This is a genomic window from Microbacterium sp. KUDC0406 (assembly GCF_021582875.1).
In the GTDB taxonomy this organism is placed as follows: Bacteria; Actinomycetota; Actinomycetes; order Actinomycetales; family Microbacteriaceae; genus Microbacterium.
The window spans coordinates 616721-642392 of record NZ_CP091138.1 but is presented as its reverse complement, the minus strand read 5'-3'; the positions used below and the strand labels follow the sequence as shown (position 1 = coordinate 642392).

Sequence of the window (25672 nt, the reverse complement as noted above, 5' to 3'; positions counted from 1 at the left end):
GCCTTGACAGCGACGGGAACATCAGCGGCGGATGCGGCGTGCATCCGCCTCCTCTTCGCGATCGCGCCGTACACCCTGCGCGATCCGACGGGCGTCCCGCAAGGGCACCTGCACCTGGATCTCGGCGGGCACGCCGGCCTGCAGCTGCCTCACGCGCTCCACTTCGGCATCGAATTCCGCGCCGACGAGGATCGCCATGTTCGCGATCCACAGCCACAGCACGAAGATGATGACTCCTGCGAATGCGCCGTAGAGACGGTCGTAGTCGGCGACGTTCGCCACGTAGAGCCAGAACCCGAGCGAGGCGAGCACCAGCACGACGACGGCCGCTGCGGCGCCCAGGCTCATCCAGCGGAAGTGCGACGGCTTCACGTTCGGCGAGAAGTAGTAGAGGAAGGCGAGGACGAACACGACGATCGCGGCGAGCAGCGGCCACCGCAGGATGCGCCAGACGAGCAGGGTCACGTCGCCGATTCCGAACGACTCGCCCAGGGTCTCGGCGACGGCATCGGTGAAGGTGAGGATCGCCAGGATCAGCGCCGTGCAGATGATGACGACCACCGCGATCAGCAGCTGACCGGCCTTCAGCCGCCATGCCGGACGCCCCTCGGGAACTCCGTAGATGCGGTTCATCCCTCGTCCGAGGGCCGCGACGTAACGCGCGACGGCCCATGCGGTCAGTGCGAGTGCGAAGACGAGCAGTATCCCGGACAGCCGCGCGTCGGCGATCCGCGTGATCGCGTCGTGAACCGCATCGTCCGAGATGTCCGGCATCAGAGCTGTGGTGACGTCCGCGACGATGCGTGCGGTCTCGTCCCTGCGGCCGAGCAGGCTGACGATCGAGAACGACACCATCACGGCCGGGACCAGGGCGAGGATCGCGTAGAACGTCAGGCTCGCGGCGATGTCAGGGCACTCGTCGATGCCGAAGGCGCGAAGTGCGCGGCGCACGGCCAGCCGCCAGGATCGGCCATCGATCTCCGCCGGAGTCTCGGGTTCGGCGGGCGCCTCGGGTTCGGCGGGCGCCTCGGGTTCGCCGGGGGTCTCGGGTTCGGCGGGAGTCTCGGGTTCGGCGGTGCTCTGCGGGGTCATGCGGGCTCCTGACTCTGTGGTCCGTAGCCTGCACGGCGTCCGTGACGGAGGCATGCCCCTTGACATCCTGCGGCCGTGGTCTCGTTGTGCCTCCGACCGCGCGAGTTCAGTGTACGCCGTACCGCGTTCTCGGCGCACACCGCGGCCGCGAGCGCGCTGGTCTCTTCCCTGCGGCAGAACTGGAGGGTTGGCTTCTCCCAGACACGCAGAAGGGTCGGAAACTCTTGCGAGATTCCGACCCTAAATGATCGGGCTGACAGGATTTGAACCTGCGACCCCTGGGCGCGGAGCTTCATGATCGTCGCCGGCGACGGCCGCCGCCCATGCGTCTCGACGTAGCGCACGATGAGTCGGTCGGTCTCTGCGCCGATGTGCCGGGCACGAGTGGAGAACTCCTTGACCAGTGCCTCCGGCACCCCGGTGATCGCCAAGGCGGGGTTCCGGTCGCGGCCTCTATCCCGCGCTTCCCAAAGACGCCGAGCATTCGGGTGAGGTGGTCCGCGAAGACCGCCTCGTGCAGTTCGGAGAGCGCGACGACAGCGACGTGCATCGGCCGTCCATCCAGCGACCGCCATTTGCCATCGAGGACGGTCTGCACCTTGTTGCTGATGACAACGTGCGTGTGCAGATGGGGGTCGCCCGCCCGGCTGTCGTAGTGGTCGAACGCGGCGGCGATCAACGTCTGCGTCCCGGCATCCGCAACCGCCCACAGCACGCTCGCGAACTTCGGGACCGAGAACGTGAAGTCGAACCCCGCAACCGCCCGTCGCGTCCCACGCTCGGCCTCCTCCGCTTCGATCGCCACGACCGCCTCCGCACGTGACGCCGGCCCGAGGGATGGATCAAGCGCCTCGGTGCGCGCCTCAATCCGCTCGGCCACGGTTCGGTACTCGGGGTACGCACGGCCAAGCGGTTCCCCCGTGATCGGGTCACGGCCCATACCGACTAGGAGCTGGAGTTGGGCTTCGGAGACGTGATCGCCTGCGCTGATCCGCCCACTGCCGAGCGTGGCGACCCCGGCGCCAAAGCCATCGGCCCGGCGGGGTGCCCTCGGCATTGTAGTAACGCGTCAGCGGGGTGGACAGCGACCTGTCGCCGTCGCTGGCCGCGACTGTCCGCAGCAGGTACTTGTAACCGTCGCCCGCCGACATCTCGCGTTTGGGACGACGCCTCGCGAGGGGGCAGGCGGCCGGAGCGAAGTCGGGCGTGTGACACGCCGGGGCTGCGGTGACCGGACATGCGGTCACACCGGGGCACCGCGTAGTCGGCTACGGTCCGGTGCGAGTCAGCGCGATATCACCATTCGCGGTGGTAACTGCGATGGTGTGTGGACTGCGAGAGTCGTCAGTGAATGAGTTCTCTATCGAACCGCTGTCAGTCTGAACCGATAGAGCGTAAGCCGCATCCGGAAGCTGGACGCTGACTGCGCCGTTCTCGGTCGCGACAGCGAGTCTCGATGGCGCCTCAGTGACGAAGAGGTCGACCGCTCCGCTGCTGGCTTGAGCTTCGACGCGCTGAGCCGTCAGACCCTTGGCCTGTTGATCGCCGCTGGTGCTGCGGAGAGAAAGATCGCCCTCGATGTCCTCGACGATGATGGCGCCGTTCTCTGTGCGGATGTCCAACGGTGCCTCGAAGCCGGTTGCGAGTACATCCGCATTAGATCCGCGAAGGAAGACAGCAACTGTGCGAGGAACGACCACCTCATAGCGGACTTCGCAGGAAGAGAGGAACCCGCACTCGACGGCGAGAGTGAGTTCATCGCCCGTGAAATCCCAACTCGCCTCGTCGCCTCCGCCGGTGAACCAGCGGGTGACCTCGATCTCGTCGACGTCACCGGGACGCAATGAGATGTCACCGCTGGACTCCATCGAAATGGTCACTTCCTCGCCATCGATCGCGAATGACGCACGCTCGGGGTCGACGTCGGTGGCCGAGCTGCATGCGGTGAGGGTGACTGCTGTCAGCAGGCTGACAAGAGCGAACGCAAAGAGTCGGGTGCTCATACGTACTCCATCCGGTCTGCATAGAACACGGCTACGGCGGCGAAGGCAGCCTTGGGCTCCCACGGCATATGCGGGTAAGTGATCCCGTTTCGGTCTTCGAGGACTTTGACGATGCCAAGGCTGGCGAGATCAAGGTCTTCGCGAGGGTCGCCGCCGGGCCTGTGGGGCAGGTTGTCGAGCGCGAAGAGGAAGACGAACGCGCTGTCCACGCCCTCGCTATCGAAAATCTCCAGAAGCTCGCCGAGGTACTCCGCCTGTCCGGCTTCGTCGCGCTCGAACACGTCGCTCAGCCGGGAGGGCGCCCCGGTTGCGGGGTCGTTCTGGATGATCTCCATGCTGCGCGGAGCCATGTCAGCGGCGCCGCGCCATGTGGCGGTGCCGAAGCCTGTGATGGCGACCGGCTTGGAGTGCTGCGCCACGAGCGTGCGGACCCCGGAGCGGAAGATGTCGGCGACGGCCGCGGAGCGTATGAGCTCTACGGTCACGAAGTCGAACAGGTCCCAGTCGACGGCCTCGAACTGAATCGCGGCATAGGTGACCGGACCGTGAAAGCGCTCCCTGATGTGCTCGACAGCTTCGGCGAGAAACGCATTGAGACCGCGACTGACATCGGCGAGGCGCTGTTCTCGCCCTTCCGGATCGGCCAGCAGCCCGTCGAGCCGCGCATCGACGTCGTCGCCGTCGATGAATCCGCGGTTCATGACGCTCAGTTCGACGCCCGCGACGAACACGACCTCGGCACCTTTCGCGCGAAGGCGCTCCGCCCGATCGGCGCACTCGGTGAAGAAGCCGAGGATCTGGTCGGTCGTCTGTTCCAACGGGTACGGGGAGAACCAGACTTCCATCCCGAGTTCTGCGGCAAACCCGGCAGCGGCCTCCAAGCGATCAGCGTCACTGCCGACGACATGGACCGCGGTGCAGTGCAGGTCGTCCCGGATGATGGCCAGCTCCGCTCGGACTCGTGACAGGTCGAACACCTCCCGCGAATTGCTGCCGTCGCGCACGAACCCCGTGTCGTAGGTCATTCCTTTGGCCCGCATGGTCTGTTTCTCCGTCCAATCGAGTGTCGTGCTGAGACTCTACGGACGTTTTTGCGTGCGCGCAATTTTATCAGGCCGCACATCGCCTGCGACACTGAAGCGGTGAGCATGCATGAGAGCGGACTGCGCGAGCGGAAGAAGCATGCCACGCGAGTGGCACTGCGGGAGGCCGCGCTGCGCCTCGCGCTGGAACGAGGCCCTGAGAATGTCCGCGTCAGCGATATCGCGGACGCGGCGGGCGTCTCACCGAGGACGTACAACAACTACTACTCGAGCAGAGAACAGGCAATCATCGCCGCGGTCACCGCCGAGCGGGAGCAGCGCATCATCGCCGCGATCCTCTCCCAGCCAGAGAGCACCAGCATCTCCGAAGCCGTCATCAACGCGATCGTCGAGCAGTACACCGACCCGGGCGAGCATGTCAGCGATGTGATGCTGATGGTCATGAACAACCCAACTCTGCGGTCATCGTATGCGGACAGCATCGCGCCGCTCGGCCGTTCCCTCGCAGAAGCGCTCAGTCGGCGCGTCGCAGGCATGGACCCCCTGACCGCCGACGTGCTCGCCGCCAGCATCGGCGCAGCCGCACGAGTCGCCATCGAGGACTGGCTGACGTCGGTCGCGACCCGGACACTGAGCACCGGTTTCGTCGTACCCGCCGGCTCGCTGCCCGATCGGCTGCGAACAGCGCTGACGGCATTGAGGCCAGCCCTGGAGGATGCTGAGAGGCGCGCACGTTCGGCTTCTGCTCCGACGCCGGCGCTCAAAGGATTGACGTGAAGCTGGTTACCCGAGAACGGGCAACTCCAGTGCAGTGAAGTCACCTCCAGCCAAAGTGAAAGTCTCACCTTCCGCGCCGTGGTAGGAAAAGCAGGAAGCGTCGTGACCGGCGACACTCACCCGAAGCCGATGACCCGCGCGAATGAGAGCCGACACCGGCAGGAGTTCCACGATCAAGTTCATCGGCTCGTTCGGGATGACTGGTCGGCGGTCGGCGCGAGCGAAGCTGCGGGGCACGCCGAGTCCTGCGTGCACGATGGGTTCCGTGGTGGCTCGGTGCATGAACCGCAGGCAACCCTCGGTCACGTAGGAGACCGAGCCGTCCGGGGACACGTCCTCGAGATAGACGTAGACGACACCGTCGGTTCCGTTTGTGGCGAGACGGAGCTTCATGACGGGGAACCCGAGGACGTGCAAATCTGAGTCCAGCAGCTGAGAGGTAAACGTCAGACGTGACCTGCGCTCAGTTTGGCGGCGTGGGTACGATGCGCCCTCACCGATCTCTCCGGCCAGCCACCGATTCGTCTCACCGGTCGACGCCGCGGGATCGACGGTGAGCCGGAGGGAGAACTCGCTCGGAGGGTCACGGGTCAGCGTCCCGGATGCGTCGGCGTACAGTCGCCGCACCTCGATCCCTTCTGGCGGCCATGTGTCAACGGTGGTCCACCGGTCCGTGCCCAGCGTGCTGTACAACAGTGTCCCGCGTCCCACAGCCAGTACGGGTTCTTCGGCGAGATGCCGGGAGAAGAACTCCACCAGGCGCCGGTCCTGGCCTCTGGGGTCGGTGAACTCGTTCTCGTCGAGCGGCGCGGAAGGGCGAAGGGGGTCGGCGCGTGTGCGACCTCCGTGTCCCCAGGGGCCGATCTCCACGGTCTGGTTGTTGGGTCGATGAGCGAAGCGCATGAGTGCACCGACGACGAATGCACCGTCGACCCATCCGGCCCGTACGAACATCGGCACCCCGGACGACGCGATCGCCTCGTATGCACTGGAGGGCGCAGTGAGTTGCCAGTCGAGCCCTTGGACGGAGTCATCCCGAAACGGAACCAGATCCATGAGGGTATGCACGTCGGCGTTCGACTGGTGTTCTGCAATCGCGTCAGCTCGCAGCGCCTCACCTTCCTCACCGTCGACAGGCTTGACATGCGGGGGAAGGTCGAGCGCTTCGGCGGGGCGTCCAAGTAGTTCGGCCAGCCGACCGCGGGCGCTCACGACACCGTCTTTGACTTGGGACTCGCACATCCATCGTGCGAAGCGCCCCGATGTGGCCACTCCGCCCGGATAGAAGAGCTGGCGGTAAGGGTCATTGGGGCTGAACAGAGCCGCGACGGCTGCCAGGTGCGGGTTTCGATGCCGCGCCACCAACTCAGCCGCCTGACCATCGTACGACGTCCCGTACACCCCGATTCGTCCATTGGACCACGGCCAACTCGCCGCCCAGTCGATCAGTTCGTTGAAGTCAGCGATTTCGCCTTCTCCGAGCTCGCCATCACGGCTTCCGAACGACGCACCCGTACCTCGCGCATCCGCCACGACGAGGGCCAGGCCGGCGTCGTTGAACAATGTAGCCTCGGCGTAGTTACTGTCGGCTTCAACTCGGCGGGAACCCCAGGCGCTTCCTCCGCGCGATAGTAACGGGTGGACCGGATGACGCAACCTATGTTCTCGCCAGCCGCGATGTGTTCAAGGGGAAGCCACACGTCGACAGCGATCCGAGGACCTTGGTTGACGGAAACATACATCGACTGAAGCCGACGAGTGGGATCAGGGAGCATGGGAGAAATCCTGGCATGTCCGGCGTCGAGCATCGCTGGCCTCTCTCAGACTCGCGGGACAGCCGACCGCGGCTCGATCCCGGCGAAGGCGAGAGCGATCACCGTCGCCCCCAGCTCCTCGAGCTGGCGGGAGCGGTCAAGACCGCCGAGTGTGTGTGGGGTGGCACCGACATCTCTCACAAGCTCGCTCACCACATCCAGCGCTCCCGGATCGCTCCCCGCAAGAGTGACCACATCGCGAGTATCCGCCTGACTCCAGTAGCTCGCCGGGTGCACGTTGAATGCCTTCACCACGTGCGCACCCGGAGCCCGTGAAGCGATCCGTTCGGCTGCAGAGCCTGCTTCGAGAAGGTGCCGCCCGACACCGTGCTCGACGGGGTTCGTGGGATCGACGATCGTCGCGCCCGCCAGTGAGCCGGCGTGCGCACCGACTTGCAGGAGCACATCTTCGACGGCCGTCCACGGGACGGCGATTAGCACGACCTCGGCTCCGTCGACCGCCTCGCTCATCTCCGATGCGGTCGTGCCTCGTCCGATCTGCACTGCCATCGACCTCGCCTTGTCGATCGACCGTCCACCGATCGTGATCGCGTGGCCGCGGGTAGCCCACAGGGCGCCGAGCGCATATGCCATGTGGCCGACGCCGATGACAGCGATCCTGCGGGTCGCTCCATCGCACTGGGTCGTGTTCATCATGGGTCCAACGCTAGAGACAGCAGGGTTACCGAACGGTGCACGTGGCTGGGTGAGAATTTAGTCGTGGACGGTCGATTCAGCGATGACAGCGGTTGGGTTGCGGACTGCCTGGTGCGCGCGGCGACCGACGTGCTTCGACATCGATGGGATGGTGTAGTTCTCTCTGCGCTCGGTGGCGGCCCCCACCGTCGAGGCGAGCTACGCGAGGCCATCGGCCCGGTCAAGGACAAGCCTCTCAGCGAGGCCCTCGCCCGTCTAATGGCCGCCAACCTCGTCGTGCGTCGCCGCGCAGACCACGCGTCGTCCGTCATAGTTTATGAGCTGACCGCACTCGGACGAACCTTCCACGATGGACCTCTGCGGGCCCTGGCATCGTGGGCGCAGGAGCATGGCGAGGGGCTCCTCGAAGCCCCTCCGAGGGATTAGCCGTACTGACCGGAGAGGTTGTTCGATAACTTGTAACTACTGGTATGTACACTGAGAGTATGGATACACGTACTCGGCTTGTAGAAGCGACGCAGGAGCTTCTGTGGGAACGCGGCTATGCGGCGACCAGCCCGAAGGACATCTTGCAACGGGCTGGCGCGGGGCAAGGCAGCATGTATCACCACTTCGCTGGCAAGCAGGACCTCGCGAGCGCGGCTCTCGAGGAGAGCGCAGCCGTGATGCGCGCGGACGTGGACGTGCTGCTGGCGGGTGAGGGTTCATCGTCGGAGCGGGTGATCGCCTACCTAGAGCGTCAGCGCGATTCCTTGCGTGGATGTCGCATGGGACGCATGACCTATGACGCGGACGTGCTGGCCATACCGGAGCTTCTCCGCCCGGTTGCGGAGACTCTGCAGTGGGTGGTCGCCACCATCGCCACGGTGATCAGCCGAGGCATCGAAGACCATGAGTTTCCCGCCGGCACAGATGCACACCAACTCGCGTCGATGGTGGTCGCCACGGTCCAGGGCGGCTACGTGTTGGCTCGCGCACAGCAAGATGCGGCCGCCTTCGACGCGGCAGTCGACGGTGCTGCGGGACTCCTTCGTAGCTGGAGTCAACAATGACTCTTCCGACGGCGCACTTCATGGGTGCGGTGACGGCCCGGGCGTTGACAGCCCCGACCGAGAAAGCGCGCCTGGCTGTTTCGTGACCGCCCCCACGTCCGACAGAGGAGACAGGTTGCTCTCGGCTACGACAACCCACCGGAACGCCCCCTCACTCCCGAAGGCCGCAGGCGGCTCATCGAACGCTGTCGCACTCGCCCGATCGCGCATGTGGCTGCAGAGATGGGGATCTCGCGGGCGACCGCGTCGAAGTGGTGAACCGGTACCGCTCACTGCTCCAATTGCAGGTTTCAGCAAACGGTCGGTCTCAGCCTCGTTTGACGATTTCGAGGACCGGGGAGGTGCGGAAGGGTGCCGAGCCGATGGTCTGGGCGAGTTCTCCGGTGAGGTAGGTGTAGAGCTCGTCGCGGTTGTGGCTGGCGGCGGCGATGAGCAGATCGTAGTTCCCGGACATTGCCGTGGCCATGGCGACCGGCGCGTGGGTGGCGACTCGGCGGCCGAGGTCATCGAGTTGGTTGAGGGGGACCTGGAGCCAGATGAGCGCGAGCTCCTGATAGCCGAGGAGCCGTTCGTCTATGACGACGTCGAAGTAGACGAGCGCCCGCGTGAGCAGCCGATCGACGCGGCGGCGCACGCTGGACTCGGAGGCGCCGACGTGCAGTGCGACCCGCGCGATGGACGCGCGCCCGTCGTCGGCGAGGACGTCGATGATGGCCTGGTCAAGGTCATCGATGGTCTGGTCGTGGTGCGTGCGGGTGGGTGCGGTTTCGGTGCCGGCGAGAGCGTCGATCTCGCCGCGTGCGAGTGCGCTCATCCGTGCCTGCCAGGCGATCTGGTGGCCGACGAAGAACCGCAGCGGGGAGTATGCCTCGACGCCGAGGATGCCCGGTGTCGTGTGCAGTGCGGCGAGCAGGGCATCGCGCACGGATGGTGCGGTGCGGTGCCCTTCGGCGTGGAGCAGGAAGACGATCTCGGTGCCTCCCGAGGTCAGCATCACCCATCTCGTGTCGGCTCGGGCGCCGAGCTGGTCGGCGATCGAGCGGGTCTGCGGCGGCGCGCAGCGGAGCCTGACGAACCAGCCCTGCGCGGTGCCGTCACTGGTCGCAGGCACGGCACGGATCGCCACCGCGCCGTGATCCACGAGCCGGCGGTAGCGGCGCGCCACGGTCTGATCCGACACCCCGAGGACGGTCCCGATCCGCTCGAAACTGGCGCGCGCGTCGAGCTGCAAGGCGTGCACGACGCGACGATCCAGCTCGTCCAAGATGAGAGATTCCTTCACGGGAGAAGATTCTATGTCGAGATGCGCCGCATATTGCCGTCACCGTGGAGGTGATCCGCACCCCCAGGAGAGCATCGGAGCCGTTGTCCACCGTCTCGAAAGGGGCTACCATGCGGTCCTGGTTCGCTTTGCTCGCTATCTGTCTTGGCACGTTCCTGCTGTTGCTCGACGCCACGATCGTGACCGTCGCGCTGCCCGACATGCGCGATGATCTCGATGCCGCGTTCACCGACCTGCAATGGGTCATGGATGCCTATGCGCTCATGCTGGCGGCGCTGCTGCTCGGTGCGGGAGCACTGGCCGACCGCATCGGACGTCGTCGGGTCTACGTCGCCGGCCTCGCGGTCTTCACGGCCGCATCGGTCGTCTGCGCGCTCGCGCCGAACGTCCAGGCGCTCATCGCCGCCCGCGCCCTCCAGGGCGTCGGCGGAGCTGCGATGCTCGCCACCACGCTCGCCCTCCTCTCGACCACCTACCGCGGCCGCCAGCGAGGCATCGCCTTCGGCGTCTGGGGTGCAGTCAGCGGCGCGACGACTGCCTTCGGACTGATCCTCGGCGGCCTTCTCACCGAAGCCTGGGGTTGGCCCTGGATCTTCGCCATCAACATCCCCGTCGGCATCCTCACGATGCTCCTCAGCCTCCGCGCCCTCCCGAAGGCAGCAGGCGACGGGAAGCACCGCATCGACCTCGCCGGAATCATCGCCTTCACGATCGCCGGTGGCGCGCTGATCCTCGCCATCATCCGCGGACACGAGGATGGCTGGACCAGCCCCTGGATTCTCACCGCCTTTGCCGTCGCCGTCCTCGCTGCCATCGCGTTCATCGTCATCGAGTCGCGGGCGCGTCAACCGGTCCTGGATCTCGCGTTGTTCCGCCGCCCCGCCTTCACCGCCGTGATGCTCGCCACCCTCACCCTCCAGGCCGCCGCGTTCGCCACCCTCCCCGGCACCTCCATCTGGTTGCAGACCATCGAAGACCTCCGACCGATCGCGACCGGCATCGCGTTCCTGCCGCTCGCCGTTCCCGCCCTCGTGGTCGCAGGCGCGTCCGGGCGTCTGCTGCGCCGGGTGCCGCCGCGGTTCAGCATCGGCCTCGGGCTCCTCGTCGTCGCGGCCGGCGCTCTCACTCTCTCACTCAGCATGAGCCCGGACTCCGAACCATCCAGCCTGGTCGCAGGTCTCCTCCTGGTCGGAGTGGGCGTTGGACTCGCCATCGCCCCCGTCGCAGACGCGGCCATGGGGTCAGTGCCGCACGAGCGCGCTGGCATGGCCAGCGGCGCGATGAATACCTTCCGCCAGTTCGGATTCGCCCTCGGCATCGCCCTGCTCGGCGCTGTCCTCCAATCCCGCATCACCGGCACCCTCCTGGATCGCGGAATTCCCCACGCCGCCGAGGTCGGCGCGGCCGTGAGCGGAGGCGGCATCGACTACGTCATCGAACAGACACCAGCCGACCAGTCGACCGTCGTCACGGGCGCGATCGGAGATGCGTTCGCGAACGGTCTGAGCGCTATCTACCTGGCCTCGGCAATCATCGCCGCTATCGGAGCGATTGCCGCGCTCGTGTTCATCACGCGGACGACACCCGCCCAGGACCTCGACCTGGAACCGGCCGACCTGACCTGAGGGTGTATGCAGTCTACGGCGGTCCCCGCGACGAGAGCAGACGAACTGGAAGCGTCAGGACATGTAGAAGCCGGAGTGCATCCCTGCCTGCGGCTCTGGTCCCCTTTTGGTCCCCTTTATCCCAGGCTGGAGCCTTCGGCTACCCGAAACAGCCGTCGGGAGCGCCGGGAGACGCATAGGCTCCTTGGCGAGGGGACCAGAGGGGGACCAACAAAAACCCGTCGCCCGACATGACGAAGCCCCGATGAAAATGACTTCTCATCGGGGCTTTTCGGTCGGGCTGACAGGATTTGAACCTGCGACCCCTTGACCCCCAGTCAAGTGCGCTACCAAGCTGCGCCACAGCCCGTGGACGACCGCGCTTCCGCGCGGGCAACTCCCCTATCCTAGCCGACCCGAACGGCCATCGCGAACCACTGCGGGCCCGGGCGTGGTGGCCGATGTCCGAGGCCCGGCGTAGCGTGCTGACATGGTCACGATCACGACGGAACGCGCGACGGTCGATCGCTGGGACGACGTGCAGCACTCCCTCACGGGCGGTGGCGACGGAGCATCCTGCCAGTGCATCTGGCCGGTCCTGCGCAACAAGGACTGGAACGCGACGAACCTCGATCAGCGCCGCGACATGTTCCACGACGAGATCGCCGCCGGCCCGCCGCCCGGCATCATCGCCTACGTCGACGGTGAGGCTGCGGGCTGGATCCGCGTCGGGCCCCGCGCCCGGCAGGCGCGCTTGATCAACACGAGGACGATCGTCGCGGCGACATCCGAACCCCTCGACGACGAGAGCGTGTGGGCGGTGAGCTGCTTCGTCGTGCGCCGCGAGCATCGCGGCAAGGGCGTGAACGCCGCGCTGCTCGACGCCGCCGTCGAATACGCGCAAGACTCCGGCGCCCGCGTGTTCGAGGCCTACCCGGTCGACACCGGCGGCTCCAAGGGGCACAGCAACGACCTCTTCCATGGGGTTCTCACGACGTTCCTCTCCGCAGGATTCCGCCACACTGGCGACCTCAAGCCAGGCCGGCCTCTGGTCACGCGGGAACTCTCGGGCTGACGCCGCGGCAATACGATGGAAGGATGCCGCGACGCACCGCCGCCCGCCTGCTGGTCTGGGCGCCCTACATCGCCGTCTCCCTCGTCCATGTGGTGGCGCTCGCGACCGACAGTCCGCTCGCGGCACCGACGAAGATGGCGCTGATGCCTCTTCTGGCCCTGCCCGTCCTGCTCGAGGCGCCGAAGCTGCGCCCCGAACGGTGCTGGCACTGCTTCTCGCGGCGCTTCTGCTCTCCTGGCTCGGCGACGAGGCCGGCGTCTTCTTCCCCTGGGGACCGGAGCTGCCGCTGATGCTGCTCTTCTTCGGTCTGGCACACATCGCCTACATCGCACTTTTCCTGAAGTACCTGCGGGTCCGCCGCATCCCGCGGTGGACCCTGATCTACGCGGTCTGGTGGATCGGGATGCTGCTGATCCTCGGCCCCTCGACCGGCGCGCTCCTCTTCGCCGTCGCCGCCTACGGGCTGGTACTCGCCGGAACGGCGACGATGGCGGCGCGCTGTCGTCCGCTGATCACGATCGGCGGAGTGTTCTTCCTCGCCAGCGACTCGATCCTCGCGTTCCGCCTCTTCCTCCCCGACGCGATGCCGCAATGGACCAGCCCCGCGGTCATGCTCACTTACACCCTCGGCCAGGGCCTGATCGTCGCTGGCGCGCTCGTCGCAGCACGGACGAAGGAGGCCTGATGAGCGAGAACACAGCACGCGTCGACAGCTGGCTGTGGGCGGTCCGCGTCTACAAGACCCGTTCAGCGGCGACGACCGCATGCCGCGCAGGGCATGTACGCGTGAACGGCGACAAGGCCAAGGCGGCGCAACCGGTCAGACCGGGCGACGAGCTACGCGTCCGGATCGCCGGATTCGACCGCATCCTCGTGGTGCGGCAGACACTTACCAAACGCGTGGGTGCGCCGCTGGCCGCGGCGGCCTACGACGATCGCACTCCCCCGCGCGAACCGATGGCGATGAACGCCGTCCGCGATCGCGGTGCCGGACGGCCGACGAAGAGGGAACGGCGCGACATCGATCGGCTTCGCGGGAGAGACTCCGCCGACTGACCGCCCCCTCGACGCATCGATGACGAGCGTTCATCATTCGCTTTTATCTTCGAACCTTTCGATTCCAACCCCACTCTCACTCTTCCATCTATCGTCTCTTTGTTCTATACTGGAGTCATGACAGCGGACGTCTCCCCGAGCTCGAGCAGCGTACGGCGCTGCTGGATGCGTGGGTGCGGACGCGTCGGGAGATCGCCCGGCTGGAGGCGGAGGCGTCGGGTCTGCTGGCCGAGCGGATGCGGGTGTTCGAGGCTGACGGGCACTCGAACAGTGAGGTCAGCGATGTGGCCTACCGGTCAATGGTGTCCGAGTACGCCGCGGCCGGGCGTCTGGCGAAGATGACCACGCAGTCCGCGTTCGCGGACGCCGCCGCGCTGGACAGGGACTTCTCTGCGGTCCGGGAGGCGTTGCGGGAGGGACGGCTCACCCCGTCGCATGTGCGGGAGATCTGCCGGGCCGGCGCGATCGTCCGCGAAGCCGTGATGAACGGGACCGCCGGCGCCGACGCGCTGGATGCGTTCGCCGAGGCCGCCGTGAAGATCGCCGAAGCCGACTCCCCGGCCGGACACGCCCGCAGGTGCAGGCGGTGGCCGCGACGATCGCGCAGGTGACGCTGCGGGAGCGGCATGCGAAAGCCGCAGAGGAACGCTGCGTGAGCATCCAGCTGCTCGATGACGGACTCGCCCGGCTGGTCGCCGTCCTCCCCGAGTACCTCGCCGTGGCGATCTACGACCGGCTCACCCGGATCACCCGCAAGATCGCACAGGAGACCCGCAAAGCCGAGAACGAAGCCACCACGACAGCCAGCGACGCAGAGGCCAGCAGCACGGGTGCCGAGGATGCGGGGATTCCGGATGAGGTCTGGGCCGACGACGAATCGACCGGCAACGACGACGAGTGGGCCGCCGCCGCGTACGCGAAGGCGGATGACCAGGATCTGGTCCCCTGGGACGACGGCTACCACGACGACGTCCCCGATGCGTGGGCCGACCGGGACGCCGAGGACGACCTCGCCGTACAGTTCGACCTCGCCGCATCTGTGCACGCCGGGATCCTCGACCCCGATGTCGCCTGCCCCAACCTCATCCCCGAGTGGATGATCACCGAGGTCCACCCCGACCGGGCCCCCTCACCGCCCGGCCCACCACCGACACCACCACACCCCGCACCCAGAGCCGGGAACCGCACCTACGACCAGATCCGCGCCGACATCCTCACCGACCTGCTCCTGGCAGCAGACCCCTCCGACATGCAGGGCACCGGCCTGGACAACATCACCGGACACATCCAGGTCACAATCGCAGCGACCACCCTCACCGGCACGGACGACCTGGGGTCTGCTGCACGCATAGGTGACACCTGATCTGTGGTGCTGAGTGCGCTGCTGGGAGGATGTCATCATGCCCAAGCCCTATCCCCGTGAGTTCCGCGACGATGTCGTGCGGGTGGCTCGTCAGCGCGAGGACGGTGTGTCGATCAAGCAGATCGCGACCGACTTCGGAATCAGCGAGACGTGCCTGCAGAACTGGCTTCGCCAGGCCGATGTGGAAGACGGCGCCAAGCCCGGCGCGACCCGGGCCGAGGCTGACGAAGCTCGCGAGTTGCGCAAGCGGGTGCGGCTGTTGGAGCAGGAGAACGAGGTGCTCCGTCGTGCGGCGGCGTACTTCGCTCAGGCGCATCTGCCGGGAAAATGACATACCCGCTCGTGACAGAGCTCGCTGCCGACGGGATCCCCGTCGCAGTGACGTGCCGGGTCCTCAAGCTCTCCCGCCAGCCCTACTACCGGTGGCTGGCCGACCCCATCACGAATGCTGAGCTGGTGGAGGCGTATCGGGCAAACGCGCTGTTCGACGCGCACCGTGACGATCCTGAGTTCGGGCATCGTCTCCTGGCCGACGAGGCCCGCGACGCCGGGGAACCGATGGCGGACCGGACCGCGTGGAGGATCACGTCAGCGAACGGCTGGTGGTCGGCGTTCGGGAAGAAGAAGGGACGTAACGGCAAGAGGCCCGGACCGCCGGTCCACGACGACCTGTGCGCGGTGACTGACGAGGACGGGCGGGTCCGACACGAGTTCACCGCTGACAGCCGGAACCGGCTCTGGCTGACCGACATCACCGAGCACCGCACCGGCGAGGGCGAACTCTACCTCTGCGCGGTCAAGGACGTGTTCTCGGGCAAGATCGTCGGCTACTCGATCGACTCGCGGATGAAGTCCCGGCTGGTCGTGAACGCGATCAACAACGCCGCCGCGCTGCGCGGTGACGTCGCCGGTTGCGTGCTGCATAGCGATAGGGGCAGTCAGTTCCGTTCCCGGAAGGTCATCCGGGTGCTGGCTCGTCACCGTATGGTCGGCTCGATGGGCCGAGTCGGCGCGGCCGGTGATAACGCCGCGATGGAGAGCTTCTTCGCGCTGCTGCAAAAGAATGTCCTCAATCGGCGGTCCTGGGCCACCCGGGAAGAGCTGCGGATCGCGATCGTGACCTGGATCGAACGGACCTACCATCGGCGCCGTCGGCAAGCACGTCTGGGCCGTTTGACGCCGGTCGAATTCGAGACCATCATGAACCAGAACCTGGCCCTCGCGGCCTAACCGAAACTGTCACCTATCCGTGCAGCAGACCCGATCCGCGTCTTCGAAGCCCACACAGCCCTCGTGGCACACACCTGCACCGAAACCCCGTCGGCTCCCGGCTGCTGACGTCCCTGGGCACGCAACGCGTTTCGTCTCGCTCCGCTCGCTCAACGACCGGCGGGCTCAACGGCCGGTGGGCTCAACGGCCGGTGGGCGGACGCAACGCCCCGGGGTACGCAACGCGTTTCGTCTCGCTCCGCTCGCTCAACGACCAGTGGGCACGGCGCAACGCGTTTCGTCTCGCTCCGCTCGCTCAACGACCGGCGGGCGCAGCGCCCCGGGTCAGAGCTGTCCGAGCAGCCACCCGGCTGACTCGACGCGGCCGCCGACGGCCTCCACACGCTCACGCAAGCCGCGGTCACTCGTCACGACGGTCACCGCCATCCCGTCGCCGACGAGCCGTGAGGCCTCGGCCACGATCGCATCATCACCACTCGCCGGTGCCCGCACGACGTCAACGCCGCCGACGGCCTCAGCCATCGCCCGCGCCTGCCCTTCGACGACGAACGACACCGCCGGGTACCAGCGGTCCGCTGCGAGCCCGAGCGCCGACGCCGCGACACCACTGGCCGCCCATGCGGCGACCCGGGCATGCAACCGTGCGGCCGCCCCGGCACGGTCCTTCCACCATCCGTCCGGCACCGAACCCACGACGTTCGCGGCATCCACCACGACGGCCGGACGCACATCCAGCAGCGCCGACAGGCGCCCCCAGGAATCGGCGAAGCCCGGATGCAGCTCTCGCTGCGTCACCTCCGCGACCGGAACCCACTCCAACGCCACGCTCTCGGGGTCGCTGATCACCGGATCGAACGGCTCCACGACATCCGCCACCACCGTCGTGTAGGTCCAGATGGACAGGTCCAGCACGTTCGCGAACCGCTGCCGCAGCGCACCCGCCGGAATGCCCGCCTCCTCCCTCGACTCGCGCAGCGCGCCGTCAAGGGCGGACTCCCCCTGGTGCCGTGCACCACCGGGAATCCCCCACGTGCCGCCGAAGTGACTCCAGCTGACCCGATGCTGCAGCAGCACCCCGCGCTCCGCATCGACGGCGAGCACACCCGCCGCGCCGAAGCGTCCCCAGTACCGCTCCCCCGAGTCCGCCACCACCCAGGCATCCCCCGGATCACGCGGACCCAGCGGACGTCGCGGTTCGCCGGGCTCTGGAGGAACGATCGTCACCGCTCCAGCCTTTCACAGCGGGACCGATCCGGCACCGACACGAAGGGGTGGGTGCTCATTCACCTCCTGCGCCGGCGTCCAGCGCACAGATCCACCGCGCTCGTCGCCGACGCGGCATCCGACACGTCACGTCCCGGTGTTCAGCGCATAGAGCCGGCGCTTCTCCTCATCCGTGAGCGCCGACGCGGCGAGAACCTCCTGCAGCACGTCCGACTTTCCCGCGATGTACCTGTCGATGTCCATCGACGGATCCTCCGCCAGCGCCGTCTTCACGGCGGCGTATCGGCCGCGCAGCCCGGCATCCGCGCGCAATGCATCGCGCACCGCGACATGTGCGCGCACCTGCAGCGTGCCCTCGACGCACAGGTAGACATGCCGGGCCGGCCGAGAGTCGGGCGGGGTGAACGCCTCGCGATCGACGAGCCCGAGGTTCCCTCGATGCGCGTATCCCGCCGCCTCCAACGCGCGGATCGCCGCCGGCACAGACTCGCGCCGCACGATCACGTCGACGTCGATGATCGGCTTCGCCGCCAGCCCCGGCACGGATGTCGAGCCGACGTGCTCGATCGCCACGAGCGGCACGTCCGCCAGCGCGACGCGCAGCTCCGCCGAGATCCGGTCGAAGAGGCCGGGCCACTCCGCCGAGTACGGCACCACGATCACCGACACGCGATCACACCTGGTGCCGCTCGGCCATCACCAGCAGCGTGGCGTACTCCATCGTGAAACTGCCGCCGTGCTCGTCGACGACCCGTCCCAGGCCGTCCAGAAGCTCCGCGAGCCGCTCGGCGGGGATGCGGTTGTGCCCGCCCGACGTCGGCACCTGGTCCAGCCATTCGTCCCGCGTGATCGTCGCACTCCAGTCGAACCTCCGCAGCGCCGGCTCCGAGAAGAGACCCGACGCGCGGATGCCGGCGGCCGCCGGCTCCACGATGCTCCGCAGGTATCCGTCGATCGCCGACATCCCGCCGGACCACGGCGTGAACGGCAGGCCGGTCTCCACCGATCGGTACACCTCGCCGAAGGCCGCAGCGATGTCGGATGCCGGCTCGCCGACATTCCAGAACAGGGCGAGCCGGCCGCCGGGGCGCAGCACGCGCGCTGCCGCGTCAGTGCCCGCCGTCGCGTCGACCCAGTGCCAGGCCTGCCCCGACACCACCGCATCGAACACCGCGCCGCCGGCATCCCACTCCTCGAAGCGGGCCACCTCCACCGGGAATCCCCGCAGCCGGGCGATCTCGGCCATCCGCTCATCGACCTCGACACCCGTGACCTCCGCGCCGGCATCCCGGAACGTGAGCGCCGAGATGCCGGTGCCGATGCCGACGTCGAGAACCCGCGCCGCCGGCAGCCCGTCCAGCACCGCCTCCGCCACGCCCCGCGGATACCGCGGGCGCGCCCGGTCATAGCGCTCCGCATCCACGCCGAACGCCTCCGCGATGTCCCTGCGATCCTGCGGACGCTCCGTCATTCCGGCTCCACCGCCAGCCCGGTGCCCGCCCCGGGCGTGAACCGCAGCACGTTCGTCTCCCGATGCATGAATCCCACCGACTCGTACAGCCTCAGCGCGGACTCGCGCGACGGACGCGATGTGAGGTCGAGCGTCCGCAGCCCGCGCTCCCCGGCGAGCAAGGTCATGCGGGTGAGCAGCATCCGGGCGATTCCGCGCCCGCGCATCGCCTCGTCCACGGCGACATCCTCGACGTGTCCGCGCATTCCGGAGGGCAGCGGCAGCGAGACGAACGTCGCCATGCCGACGACCCGCCCGTCCGCGCGGGCGACGATCAGGTCCGTCGCGTCGTGCGTTACGATCGCCTCGAACCGCGCGCGGTCGAAACTCGCCGTGCGAGACAGCTGCGGGAGAAGCCCGGCGAGGTCCTCCGCATCGGAGTCCGTGATCGCCGCGAGGATCTCGATCTCGACATCTGCACCGCTCATCTCAGACGCCCTCCTCGACCACGACGCGTCCGACTCCGTCGGCGGCGTCCGTCGCTCCTCCGCACCGCTCGTCCCGCTGACCCGGGCGGCGCCTGCCCCGCACTCCGCACATCACCGTCACACCATCCACGTCAGACCGGCGCTCCCTCTCGCAGCCGCGACGCCGCGAGTTCCTCCGCCGCCGCGAGTGGCGTGATGCCCCGCACCTCGGCGTCGTCGAGGATCCGGCTGACGGTGTCGCCGATGCCGGCGACACGCGCCATGATCTCCTCGCTGCTGCCGAGCCGCTTCGCCTCGAGGTCGAGATAGATCACACCTCCCGCGTTCACGACGAAGTCGGGCGCGTAGAGGATGCCGCGATCCGCCAGCCGCTGGGCACCCGAATGCGAGGCCAGCGGATTGTTCGCCGGCCCGCAGACCGCCCTCACCGCGAGCGCGTCGATCACCTCGTCGGTGAGGATGCCGCCGATGCCCGCCGGCACGAACACGTCGCCGGGCACCAGGTGCTCGGTTCCGGGCTCGGCCCACGTCGCACCCAGATCGGCGGCGAAGGACCGCCGTGCCGGGTTGATGTCGGTCACCGTGAGCACGGCGCCCTCCTCCGCCAGCCGCGAAGCGAGCCGTCCACCGACCTGCCCGAGGCCCGAGATCGTCACGCGACGACCCGCGGCCGACGGCGATCCGGTGAGCTTCGACAGCACCGCCTGCAGCGACGCGTGCACGCCCAGGCTCGTCGGCCCCGCGGGCTCGCCCGAGCCGCCGGTCGCCTGCGGCAGGCCGACCACGTGCGCGGTGCGCTCGCTCACCGTCAGCATGTCCGCGGTCGTCGAGCCGACGTCCTCCGCGGTGCGGTACGCCCCGCCCAGCAGCTCGACGGCGTCGCCGAGATCGAGGAAGGCGGCACGACGGCGGTCCGCATCCAGCACCGTCCGGGGCGGAAGCCCGATGACCGACTTTCCGCCGCCGGCATCCAGCCCCGCCGCGGCGTTCTTCAGCGTCATCGCCGCCGACAGCCGCAGCGCGTCGCCGAGCGCATCACTCCAGTGCGGGTAGCTCCACAGCCGAGCGCCGCCGAGAGCCGAGCCGAGCACCGAGGAGTGCAGCGCGACGGCGATGAACAGTCCGCTCCTCGGCCCCGTGATCACCTCCACGCGCTCGTGGCTGAAGTCTGGCAGGGGCAGGGTGTGCGTCATCGCGATCTCCTTCGGCGGGCCTCGTGGGCATGCTCAGGCGGACGCCACGGATATGCGGCATCCACCTGCCATCGTAGGCGTTCCGCCTCAGCCGCGGCCGATCGCGAGGGCCCGCCTGATCGCGCGGGCCTCGTCGTCGAGCAGCGACCGCTCGCGTTCCGGCGTTTCATGCGTCAGATCGGTCCAGCCGTCCCCGGCCGTGCGCGGGATGACGTGCAGATGGAAGTGGAAGACGGTCTGATACGCGGCCTCCCCGTCGCACAGCAGCACGTTGACCCCGTCGCTGGGAATGCTCGACCGCCGCAGAGCACGCGCGAGTTCCCGCCCGACCTCCCAGATGTGCGCACCCGTGGCGACGTCGAGATCCTCGAGCCCGACCGCATGCGCACGCGGGACCACCAGCAGATGGCCGCGCGTGACGGGGAACCTGTCCAGGAAGGCGACGACGGTCTCGTCCTCGTAGACGACGCTCGCCGCCTCCTGTCCGTCTGCGATCGCGCAGAAGATGCAGGTCCCGTCGGCCATGGCTAGCGCTGCCTGCGCTCCCTGACGCGCATGTTGATCACGATCGGCGTGCCCTCGAACTCGTACAGCTCCCGCAGGCGGCGCTGGATGAACCGTCGGTAGCCCGGGTCGAGGAAGCCCGTGGTGAACAGCACGAATGTCGGCGGGCGGGTCGACGCCTGGGTGCCGAACAGGATGCGCGGCTGCTTGCCGCCCCGCAGCGGATGCGGGTGCGCGGCGACGAGCTCGGTGATGAACGCGTTGAACTTGCCGGTCGGGATGCGCCGATCCCAGTTCTCCAGGGCCAGCTCGAGCGCGGGCACCAGCTTGTCGAAGTGCCGGCCGGTCTTCGCCGAGATGTTCACCCGAGGAGCCCAGGCCACGTGCGCGAGGTCCTGCTCGATCTCGCGCTCCAGGTAGCGGCGACGGTCGATGTTCTCCATGTCGTCGTCGAACAGGCGGTCCCACTTGTTGAACGCGAGCACCAGCGCGCGTCCCGACTCGAGCACCATGTCGATGATGTTCAGGTCCTGCACGCTGATCGGCTGGCTCACGTCGAGCACGACCACGGCGACCTCTGCCTTCTCCAGCGCGGCCGAGGTGCGCAGCGAGGCGTAGAAGTCCGCGCCCTGCTGCAGGTGCACGCGACGACGGATGCCGGCGGTGTCGACCAGACGCCACAGCTTGCCGCCCAGCTCGACGATCTCGTCCACCGGGTCGCGCGTGGTGCCGGCGAGGTCGTTGACGACCACGCGCTCCTCGCCCGCGGCCTTGTTCAGCAGCGACGACTTGCCCACGTTCGGGCGGCCGAGGATGGCCACCCGGCGCGGTCCGCCGATCTCGGCCTTGGCGACCGCCGACACGTCGGGGAGCTTCGCCATGATGGCGTCGAGCAGGTCTGCGACGCCGCGTCCGTGGATCGCGGACACCGGGTGCGGTTCACCGAGGCCGAGGTTCCACAGCGCGGCGGCCTCGGGCTCCTGGCGTGCGTCGTCGATCTTGTTCGCGACGAGGAACACCGGCTTGCCGCTCTTGCGCAGCAGCTTCACGACGTGCTCGTCGGTCGAGGTGGCGCCGACCATCGCGTCGACGACGAACAGCACCACGTCGGAGAGGTCGATCGCGACCTCGGCCTGGGCCGCCACCGAGCGGTCGATGCCCTTGGCATCCGGCTCCCAGCCGCCGGTGTCGACCAGCGTGAAGCGGCGGTCGAGCCACTCGGCCTTGTACGTGACGCGGTCACGGGTGACACCAGGGGTGTCCTCGACGACGGCCTCGCGGCGGCCGAGGATGCGGTTCACGAGCGCGGACTTGCCGACGTTCGGCCGCCCGACGATCGCGACGACCGGCAGCGCCGGCAGGTACTCGATGCCGTCCTCGCCGAGCGTGACACCGGCGAGCAGCGCGTCGTCCTCGTCCTCCAGCTCGTAGTCCGACAGCGAGGCGCGCAGCACCTCGGCGCGCTGATCGGCCAGCTCCTCGTCGAGGGCGGCCATCTTCTCGGCGAGCTGATCGGGCGCGCCCTCGTACTCCGTCTGCCCTGAGTCGTTCGTAGGGTCAGCCATTTCGTTCTCCTCGGCGTTCGCCGATCACCGCGAGCACGGCGTCGACGGTCTGCTGATAATCCAGTTCGGTGGAGTCGACGACGTCCACCCCGGGTGCGGCGGTGAGGAAGTCCACCACCGCGCTGTCGCTGCGGTCGCGCTTGTGCAGCGCCTCCGCGACAGCGGCGGCGTTCTCGCCGCCGAGCTCTGCGGCGCGCCGTGCGGCGCGCACTTCGGGTGCCGCGGTCAGCAGGATGCGCACCGGCGCATCCGGTGCCACCACAGTCGTGATGTCGCGGCCCTCGACGACGACGGCCGGGTACGGCGCCTCGGCGACCATGCGCCGGAACACCTCATTCACCTGCACGCGCACCGCCGGCACGCGCGCGACGCCGCTCACCGCCGCCGACACGCGCGGGTCGCGGATCGCATCGGTCACGTCGACCTCGCCGACCCGCACGCGGCGGTCGTCGGCGTCGAGGCCCTGCTGCAGCGGGAAGTCGGATGCCGCGGCCAGCACCGCCTGCTCATCGGCGGTGTCCGCACCGCGGTCGAGCACGTGCCACGCGAGCGCCCGGTAGGCGGCGCCGGTGTCGAGGTAGCCGAAGCCCTGGCGCCGGGCGATCTCCTTCGAGACGCTCGACTTGCCCGAGCCCGCCGGGCCGTCGATCGCGATGAACTTCGCGGCATCCGTCGAAAAAGTGACCTCAGTCATTCGTGCTCCCTGCGATCCGCCATCCGCGTGATTCCAGTCCTTCTATCGCGCCGCGCAGCGCCGCGGGGCGACGCTGATCTCGGCCAGTCCGAACTGCGCACCGGGCGAGTGCTCCAGGCGCAGGTCCTCGACGTTGACCTCCAGCTCACCGAGCTCGCCGAACAGGCGACCCAGCTGGCCGGGGGTGTCGTCGACCATGACGACGAGCTGCTCGAACCTGCGGTTCTGGCCGTGCTTGCCCGGCAGCCGCTCGACGCCCTCGTTGCCGTGCCGGATGGCGTCCGCCACCGTGCGCCGGGATCCGGGCGCCTCCGGGTCGCGCAGCGCGGCGGACACGTCGCGAAGGTCCTCTGCGAGCGCGTCCAGAACGTCGACCACCGGGGCCGAGTTCGCGCCGAGGATCTGCACCCACAGTTCGGGGGCGGATGCCGCGATGCGGGTCGTGTCCCGCACCCCGGGCCCGGCCAGGCGCAGCGCGCCCTCCTCGGCGTCGGCGAGGCGCGCCGCGAGCAGGCTGGCGACCACCTGGGGGACGTGCGAGGTCAGCGCGACCGAGCGGTCGTGCTCCTCCGGTGTCATCTCGAGCGGCATGGCACCGACGTCGAGGGCGAGCGCCTCCACGAGCGACAGGTCGGCCGCGCGGGTCTCCTCGTCGCGGCACACCACCCAGGGGCGGCCGATGAACAGGTCGGCGCGCGCCGAGATCGCTCCGCCGCGCTCACGTCCGGCGAGCGGATGCGAGCCGATGTACCGGGTCAGGTCGACGCCGCGGTCGCGCAGCGCGCGGTAGGGCTCGAGCTTCACACTCGCGACATCCGTCACCACGGCGTCCGGGAAGCGGGCCAGCTCGGCCTCGATCACGTCGGCCGTGACGTCCGGCGGCACGGCGACGACGATCAGTGCGGGGCGATCGTCGTCGGATGCCGTGCGTCCCGCGCCGTAGTCGATCGCCAGGCGCAGCTGAGCCGGCGAGGCGTCGGCGAGGACGACGTCGACGCCCTTCGCGCGCAGCGCATGACCGATGCTGGCACCGAGCAGCCCGGAGCCGACGATGCGCACGGTGCCCGAGACGCGAGAAGCGCCCGAGACGCGCGACTGCGTCGCGGCACCACGGCCTGGTTCGGTCACTGCTTCTCCTGCACGTCTCCCGGCGTGGCATCCGCAGGGTTCTCCTCGCGCGACAGGGTCAGTAGCGCGCCGAGTTCGATTTTAGTCAGTTCGCGGCTCTGCCCGGCAGGGAGCGTTCCCAGGTGCAGCGGGCCGAACTGCCGGCGCACCAGATCGACGACCGGATGACCCACCTCGGCCATCATCCGGCGGACGATGCGGTTGCGCCCCGAGTGCAGGGTGAGCTCGACGAGGCTCGTGTTGCGTGACGTGTCCAGCAGACGCGCCTTGTCCGCCGAGATGAAGCCGTCCTCGAGGTCGAAGCCCTTCGTGAGCTTCGCGATGGTCTGCGGCGTGACGATGCCCTGCACCTTCGCGATGTAGACCTTCGTCACCCCGAAGGACGGGTGCGCGAGCACGTGCGCAAGCTCGCCGTCGTTGGTGAGGATGAGCAGTCCGCTGGTCTCGGCGTCCAGCCGGCCGACGTTGTACAGCCGCTCCTCGTACTCCTTCGTGAAGCGGCGCAGATCGGGGCGGCCCTTCTCGTCCTTCATCGAGCTCACGACGCCGGTGGGCTTGTTCAGCATCACGTAGCGCTTCGAGACGTCGAGCTGCACGGCGGTGCCGTCCACGTCGATCAGGTCGTTCTCGGGGTCGATGCGCGTGCCGAGCTCGGTGACGGTGCGTCCGTTCACCCGGATGCGTCCCTCCACGATGTACTGCTCGATCACGCGGCGCGAGGCGACGCCCGCGTTGGCGAGCGCCTTCTGCAGGCGCACGCCCTCGTCGTAGGTCGAAGCGTCGTCGGTCATGATCCCAGTCCTTCGTCGAAACCATCGGCGCCGTCGTCGAGCAGCGGCGAGATGGGCGGCAGCTCGTCGAGCGAGTTGATGCCGAGATGCTGCAGCAGCTGATCCGTCGTGCCGTAGTTGATGGCGCCGGTCTCGGAGTCGGCGAACATCTCGGTGATGAGCCCGCGCGCCAGCAGCGTGCGGACCACGGAGTCGACGTTCACGGCGCGGATCGAGGCCACCTGGCCGCGGGTGACCGGCTGCTTGTAGGCGATCACGGCGAGCGTCTCGAGTGCCGCCTGCGACAGCCTGGCCGGCGCCTGGCCGCCGATGAACTCCGCGACGAGGTCGTCGTGGTCATCGCGCACGTACATCCGCCAGCCGCCGCCGACCTCGCGCAGCTCGAACCCGCGTCGCGGCCCGGCACCGCGGCCGTCGTAGTCGTCCACGAGCGTCTCGAGCGCCTGCCGCACGGCCGGCACCGGAGACCCCGCGGCCGCGGCCAGCGCGACCAGCCCGATCGGCTCGTCGACGATCAGCAGGATGGCCTCCAGCCGCTCGGTGAGCGGGGTCTGCAGGATCGCGCTCTCGTCCATCGCGGCATCCGT

General features: G+C 68.3%; 26 protein-coding genes, 1 tRNA gene and 2 pseudogenes. 10 read left to right on the top strand and 19 right to left on the bottom strand.

The features are described from left to right. Positions 1 to 21 precede the first annotated feature (21 nt). The 4 genes and pseudogenes from L2X99_RS03345 to L2X99_RS03330 all read right to left on the bottom strand — a co-directional run bounded on the left by L2X99_RS03345 (position 22) and on the right by L2X99_RS03330 (position 4120). Complete coding sequence (locus L2X99_RS03345) at positions 22 to 1092, bottom strand: YihY/virulence factor BrkB family protein (RefSeq protein WP_236135629.1); 1071 nt, start codon at positions 1090 to 1092, stop codon at positions 22 to 24. Between the two features lie 272 nt (positions 1093 to 1364). Continuing rightward, positions 1365 to 2243: pseudogene (gene mobF, locus L2X99_RS03340) on the bottom strand (MobF family relaxase); the annotation flags it as partial. Positions 2244 to 2360: 117 nt separating this feature from the next. After that, the gene (locus L2X99_RS03335) at positions 2361 to 3095 is read right to left on the bottom strand and encodes a DUF4097 family beta strand repeat-containing protein (protein ID WP_236125082.1); all 735 of its coding nucleotides are present in this window, start codon (positions 3093 to 3095) and stop codon (positions 2361 to 2363) included. Continuing rightward, positions 3092 to 4120 carry a hypothetical protein gene (locus L2X99_RS03330; RefSeq protein WP_236125083.1) on the bottom strand — a complete coding sequence of 343 codons (1029 nt, stop codon included), beginning with the start codon at positions 4118 to 4120 and terminating at the stop codon, positions 3092 to 3094. Before L2X99_RS03330 ends, L2X99_RS03335 begins: the two co-directional genes overlap by 4 nt. 168 nt (positions 4121 to 4288) lie before the next feature. On the opposite strand from L2X99_RS03330, the gene L2X99_RS03325 reads away from it, so the two are divergent. Beyond that, on the top strand, positions 4289 to 4915 hold the full coding sequence (locus L2X99_RS03325) for a TetR/AcrR family transcriptional regulator (RefSeq protein WP_236135628.1): 627 nt from the start codon (positions 4289 to 4291) through the stop codon (positions 4913 to 4915). Between the two features lie 6 nt (positions 4916 to 4921). Here L2X99_RS03325 and L2X99_RS03320 read toward each other — a convergent pair whose 3' ends face one another. Continuing rightward, positions 4922 to 6571 (bottom strand): CocE/NonD family hydrolase, encoded by a 1650-nt coding sequence (locus tag L2X99_RS03320; protein WP_268928543.1) that lies wholly within the window; start codon positions 6569 to 6571, stop codon positions 4922 to 4924. Between the two features lie 164 nt (positions 6572 to 6735). After that, the gene (locus tag L2X99_RS03315; protein WP_236125086.1) at positions 6736 to 7386 is read right to left on the bottom strand and encodes an NADPH-dependent F420 reductase; all 651 of its coding nucleotides are present in this window, start codon (positions 7384 to 7386) and stop codon (positions 6736 to 6738) included. Here L2X99_RS03315 and L2X99_RS18465 point away from each other — a divergent pair. Then, entirely contained in the window at positions 7282 to 7812 is a 531-nt protein-coding gene (locus L2X99_RS18465; protein ID WP_442923493.1) for a winged helix-turn-helix transcriptional regulator, read from the top strand. The genes L2X99_RS03315 and L2X99_RS18465 overlap by 105 nt on opposite strands. Before the next feature lie 59 nt (positions 7813 to 7871). Further along, entirely contained in the window at positions 7872 to 8438 is a 567-nt protein-coding gene (locus L2X99_RS03310; protein ID WP_236125087.1) for a TetR/AcrR family transcriptional regulator, read from the top strand. Between the two features lie 307 nt (positions 8439 to 8745). Here the strand turns inward: L2X99_RS03310 and L2X99_RS03305 are convergent, their stop codons facing one another. Next, positions 8746 to 9720, bottom strand: a complete 975-nt coding sequence (locus L2X99_RS03305) for an Lrp/AsnC family transcriptional regulator (RefSeq protein ID WP_236125088.1) — start codon at positions 9718 to 9720, stop codon at positions 8746 to 8748. A gap of 110 nt (positions 9721 to 9830) precedes the next feature. On the opposite strand from L2X99_RS03305, the gene L2X99_RS03300 reads away from it, so the two are divergent. Next, complete coding sequence (locus L2X99_RS03300) at positions 9831 to 11345, top strand: MFS transporter (protein ID WP_236135627.1); 1515 nt, start codon at positions 9831 to 9833, stop codon at positions 11343 to 11345. 275 nt (positions 11346 to 11620) lie between these two features. On the opposite strand, the gene L2X99_RS03295 is transcribed toward L2X99_RS03300, so the two are convergent. Then, positions 11621 to 11694: transfer RNA gene (locus tag L2X99_RS03295), tRNA-Pro, on the bottom strand. Positions 11695 to 11814: 120 nt separating this feature from the next. Between L2X99_RS03295 and L2X99_RS03290 the strand changes: the two genes are divergently transcribed. The 6 genes from L2X99_RS03290 (at position 11815) to L2X99_RS03265 (ending at position 16048) form a co-directional block, all read left to right on the top strand. Next, on the top strand, positions 11815 to 12399 hold the full coding sequence (locus L2X99_RS03290) for a GNAT family N-acetyltransferase (protein ID WP_236125091.1): 585 nt from the start codon (positions 11815 to 11817) through the stop codon (positions 12397 to 12399). A 199-nt stretch (positions 12400 to 12598) separates the two neighbouring features. After that, entirely contained in the window at positions 12599 to 13084 is a 486-nt protein-coding gene (locus L2X99_RS03285) for a lysoplasmalogenase family protein (protein WP_236125092.1), read from the top strand. After that, a complete protein-coding gene (locus L2X99_RS03280) occupies positions 13084 to 13455 on the top strand; it encodes an RNA-binding S4 domain-containing protein (RefSeq protein ID WP_236135626.1) in 372 nt (123 codons plus the stop codon). The genes L2X99_RS03285 and L2X99_RS03280 overlap by 1 nt, the downstream gene beginning before the upstream one ends. A 173-nt stretch (positions 13456 to 13628) precedes the next feature. Next, complete coding sequence (locus L2X99_RS03275) at positions 13629 to 14066, top strand: hypothetical protein (RefSeq protein WP_236125093.1); 438 nt, start codon at positions 13629 to 13631, stop codon at positions 14064 to 14066. A 41-nt stretch (positions 14067 to 14107) separates the two neighbouring features. Further along, a complete protein-coding gene (locus L2X99_RS03270; protein ID WP_236125094.1) occupies positions 14108 to 14818 on the top strand; it encodes a hypothetical protein in 711 nt (236 codons plus the stop codon). Between the two features lie 37 nt (positions 14819 to 14855). After that, positions 14856 to 16048, top strand: a protein-coding gene (locus tag L2X99_RS03265) for an IS3 family transposase (protein ID WP_236135625.1) whose coding sequence is annotated in 2 segments (ribosomal slippage) — positions 14856 to 15140 and positions 15143 to 16048 — 1191 coding nt in all. Because the reading frame shifts where the segments join, the coding sequence is not laid out codon by codon here. 324 nt (positions 16049 to 16372) lie between these two features. On the opposite strand, the gene L2X99_RS03260 is transcribed toward L2X99_RS03265, so the two are convergent. The 11 genes and pseudogenes from L2X99_RS03260 to scpB all read right to left on the bottom strand — a co-directional run bounded on the left by L2X99_RS03260 (position 16373) and on the right by scpB (position 25660). Beyond that, positions 16373 to 17272 carry an NUDIX domain-containing protein gene (locus L2X99_RS03260; RefSeq protein WP_236135624.1) on the bottom strand — a complete coding sequence of 300 codons (900 nt, stop codon included), beginning with the start codon at positions 17270 to 17272 and terminating at the stop codon, positions 16373 to 16375. A 126-nt stretch (positions 17273 to 17398) separates the two neighbouring features. Next, complete coding sequence (locus L2X99_RS03255; RefSeq protein WP_236125096.1) at positions 17399 to 17941, bottom strand: GrpB family protein; 543 nt, start codon at positions 17939 to 17941, stop codon at positions 17399 to 17401. Positions 17942 to 17945: 4 nt separating this feature from the next. Further along, the gene (locus L2X99_RS03250; RefSeq protein WP_236125097.1) at positions 17946 to 18743 is read right to left on the bottom strand and encodes a class I SAM-dependent methyltransferase; all 798 of its coding nucleotides are present in this window, start codon (positions 18741 to 18743) and stop codon (positions 17946 to 17948) included. Beyond that, complete coding sequence (locus L2X99_RS03245) at positions 18740 to 19210, bottom strand: GNAT family N-acetyltransferase (RefSeq protein WP_236125098.1); 471 nt, start codon at positions 19208 to 19210, stop codon at positions 18740 to 18742. Before L2X99_RS03245 ends, L2X99_RS03250 begins: the two co-directional genes overlap by 4 nt. A gap of 131 nt (positions 19211 to 19341) precedes the next feature. Then, positions 19342 to 20403, bottom strand: coding sequence for a Glu/Leu/Phe/Val dehydrogenase family protein (locus L2X99_RS03240; protein WP_236125099.1), 1062 nt, complete (start codon positions 20401 to 20403; stop codon positions 19342 to 19344). 87 nt (positions 20404 to 20490) lie between these two features. Next, a complete protein-coding gene (locus L2X99_RS03235; protein WP_236125100.1) occupies positions 20491 to 20928 on the bottom strand; it encodes an HIT family protein in 438 nt (145 codons plus the stop codon). Positions 20929 to 20930: 2 nt separating this feature from the next. Further along, positions 20931 to 22403, bottom strand: a complete 1473-nt coding sequence (gene der / locus L2X99_RS03230; RefSeq protein ID WP_329608164.1) for a ribosome biogenesis GTPase Der — start codon at positions 22401 to 22403, stop codon at positions 20931 to 20933. Between the two features lie 61 nt (positions 22404 to 22464). Next, a complete protein-coding gene (cmk, locus tag L2X99_RS03225; RefSeq protein ID WP_236125102.1) occupies positions 22465 to 23166 on the bottom strand; it encodes a (d)CMP kinase in 702 nt (233 codons plus the stop codon). Further along, positions 23159 to 24294, bottom strand: a pseudogene (locus L2X99_RS03220) (prephenate dehydrogenase). Before L2X99_RS03220 ends, cmk begins: the two are co-directional and overlap by 8 nt. After that, a complete protein-coding gene (locus L2X99_RS03215; RefSeq protein ID WP_236125103.1) occupies positions 24291 to 25085 on the bottom strand; it encodes a pseudouridine synthase in 795 nt (264 codons plus the stop codon). Before L2X99_RS03215 ends, L2X99_RS03220 begins: the two are co-directional and overlap by 4 nt. Next, positions 25082 to 25660 carry an SMC-Scp complex subunit ScpB gene (scpB, locus tag L2X99_RS03210; protein ID WP_236126915.1) on the bottom strand — a complete coding sequence of 193 codons (579 nt, stop codon included), beginning with the start codon at positions 25658 to 25660 and terminating at the stop codon, positions 25082 to 25084. Before scpB ends, L2X99_RS03215 begins: the two co-directional genes overlap by 4 nt. Positions 25661 to 25672 lie beyond the last annotated feature (12 nt).

Excerpts from the sequence above, each read along its gene's own strand:
- L2X99_RS03345 (WP_236135629.1), bottom strand. The coding sequence starts at position 1,092 with ATGACCCCGCAGAGCACCGCCGAACCCGAGACTCCCGCCGAACCCGAG.
- L2X99_RS03245 (WP_236125098.1), bottom strand. The coding sequence starts at position 19,210 with ATGAGCGGTGCAGATGTCGAGATCGAGATCCTCGCGGCGATCACGGAC.
- L2X99_RS03315 (WP_236125086.1), bottom strand. The coding sequence starts at position 7,386 with ATGATGAACACGACCCAGTGCGATGGAGCGACCCGCAGGATCGCTGTC.
- cmk (WP_236125102.1), bottom strand. The coding sequence starts at position 23,166 with ATGACTGAGGTCACTTTTTCGACGGATGCCGCGAAGTTCATCGCGATC.
- L2X99_RS03290 (WP_236125091.1), top strand. The coding sequence starts at position 11,815 with ATGGTCACGATCACGACGGAACGCGCGACGGTCGATCGCTGGGACGAC.
- der (WP_329608164.1), bottom strand. The coding sequence starts at position 22,403 with ATGGCCGCCCTCGACGAGGAGCTGGCCGATCAGCGCGCCGAGGTGCTG.
- L2X99_RS03235 (WP_236125100.1), bottom strand. The coding sequence starts at position 20,928 with ATGGCCGACGGGACCTGCATCTTCTGCGCGATCGCAGACGGACAGGAG.
- L2X99_RS03250 (WP_236125097.1), bottom strand. The coding sequence starts at position 18,743 with ATGACGGAGCGTCCGCAGGATCGCAGGGACATCGCGGAGGCGTTCGGC.
- L2X99_RS03300 (WP_236135627.1), top strand. The coding sequence starts at position 9,831 with ATGCGGTCCTGGTTCGCTTTGCTCGCTATCTGTCTTGGCACGTTCCTG.
- scpB (WP_236126915.1), bottom strand. The coding sequence starts at position 25,660 with ATGGACGAGAGCGCGATCCTGCAGACCCCGCTCACCGAGCGGCTGGAG.
- L2X99_RS03330 (WP_236125083.1), bottom strand. The coding sequence starts at position 4,120 with ATGACCTACGACACGGGGTTCGTGCGCGACGGCAGCAATTCGCGGGAG.
- L2X99_RS03215 (WP_236125103.1), bottom strand. The coding sequence starts at position 25,085 with ATGACCGACGACGCTTCGACCTACGACGAGGGCGTGCGCCTGCAGAAG.
- L2X99_RS03240 (WP_236125099.1), bottom strand. The coding sequence starts at position 20,403 with ATGACGCACACCCTGCCCCTGCCAGACTTCAGCCACGAGCGCGTGGAG.
- L2X99_RS03310 (WP_236125087.1), top strand. The coding sequence starts at position 7,872 with ATGGATACACGTACTCGGCTTGTAGAAGCGACGCAGGAGCTTCTGTGG.
- L2X99_RS03335 (WP_236125082.1), bottom strand. The coding sequence starts at position 3,095 with ATGAGCACCCGACTCTTTGCGTTCGCTCTTGTCAGCCTGCTGACAGCA.
- L2X99_RS03280 (WP_236135626.1), top strand. The coding sequence starts at position 13,084 with ATGAGCGAGAACACAGCACGCGTCGACAGCTGGCTGTGGGCGGTCCGC.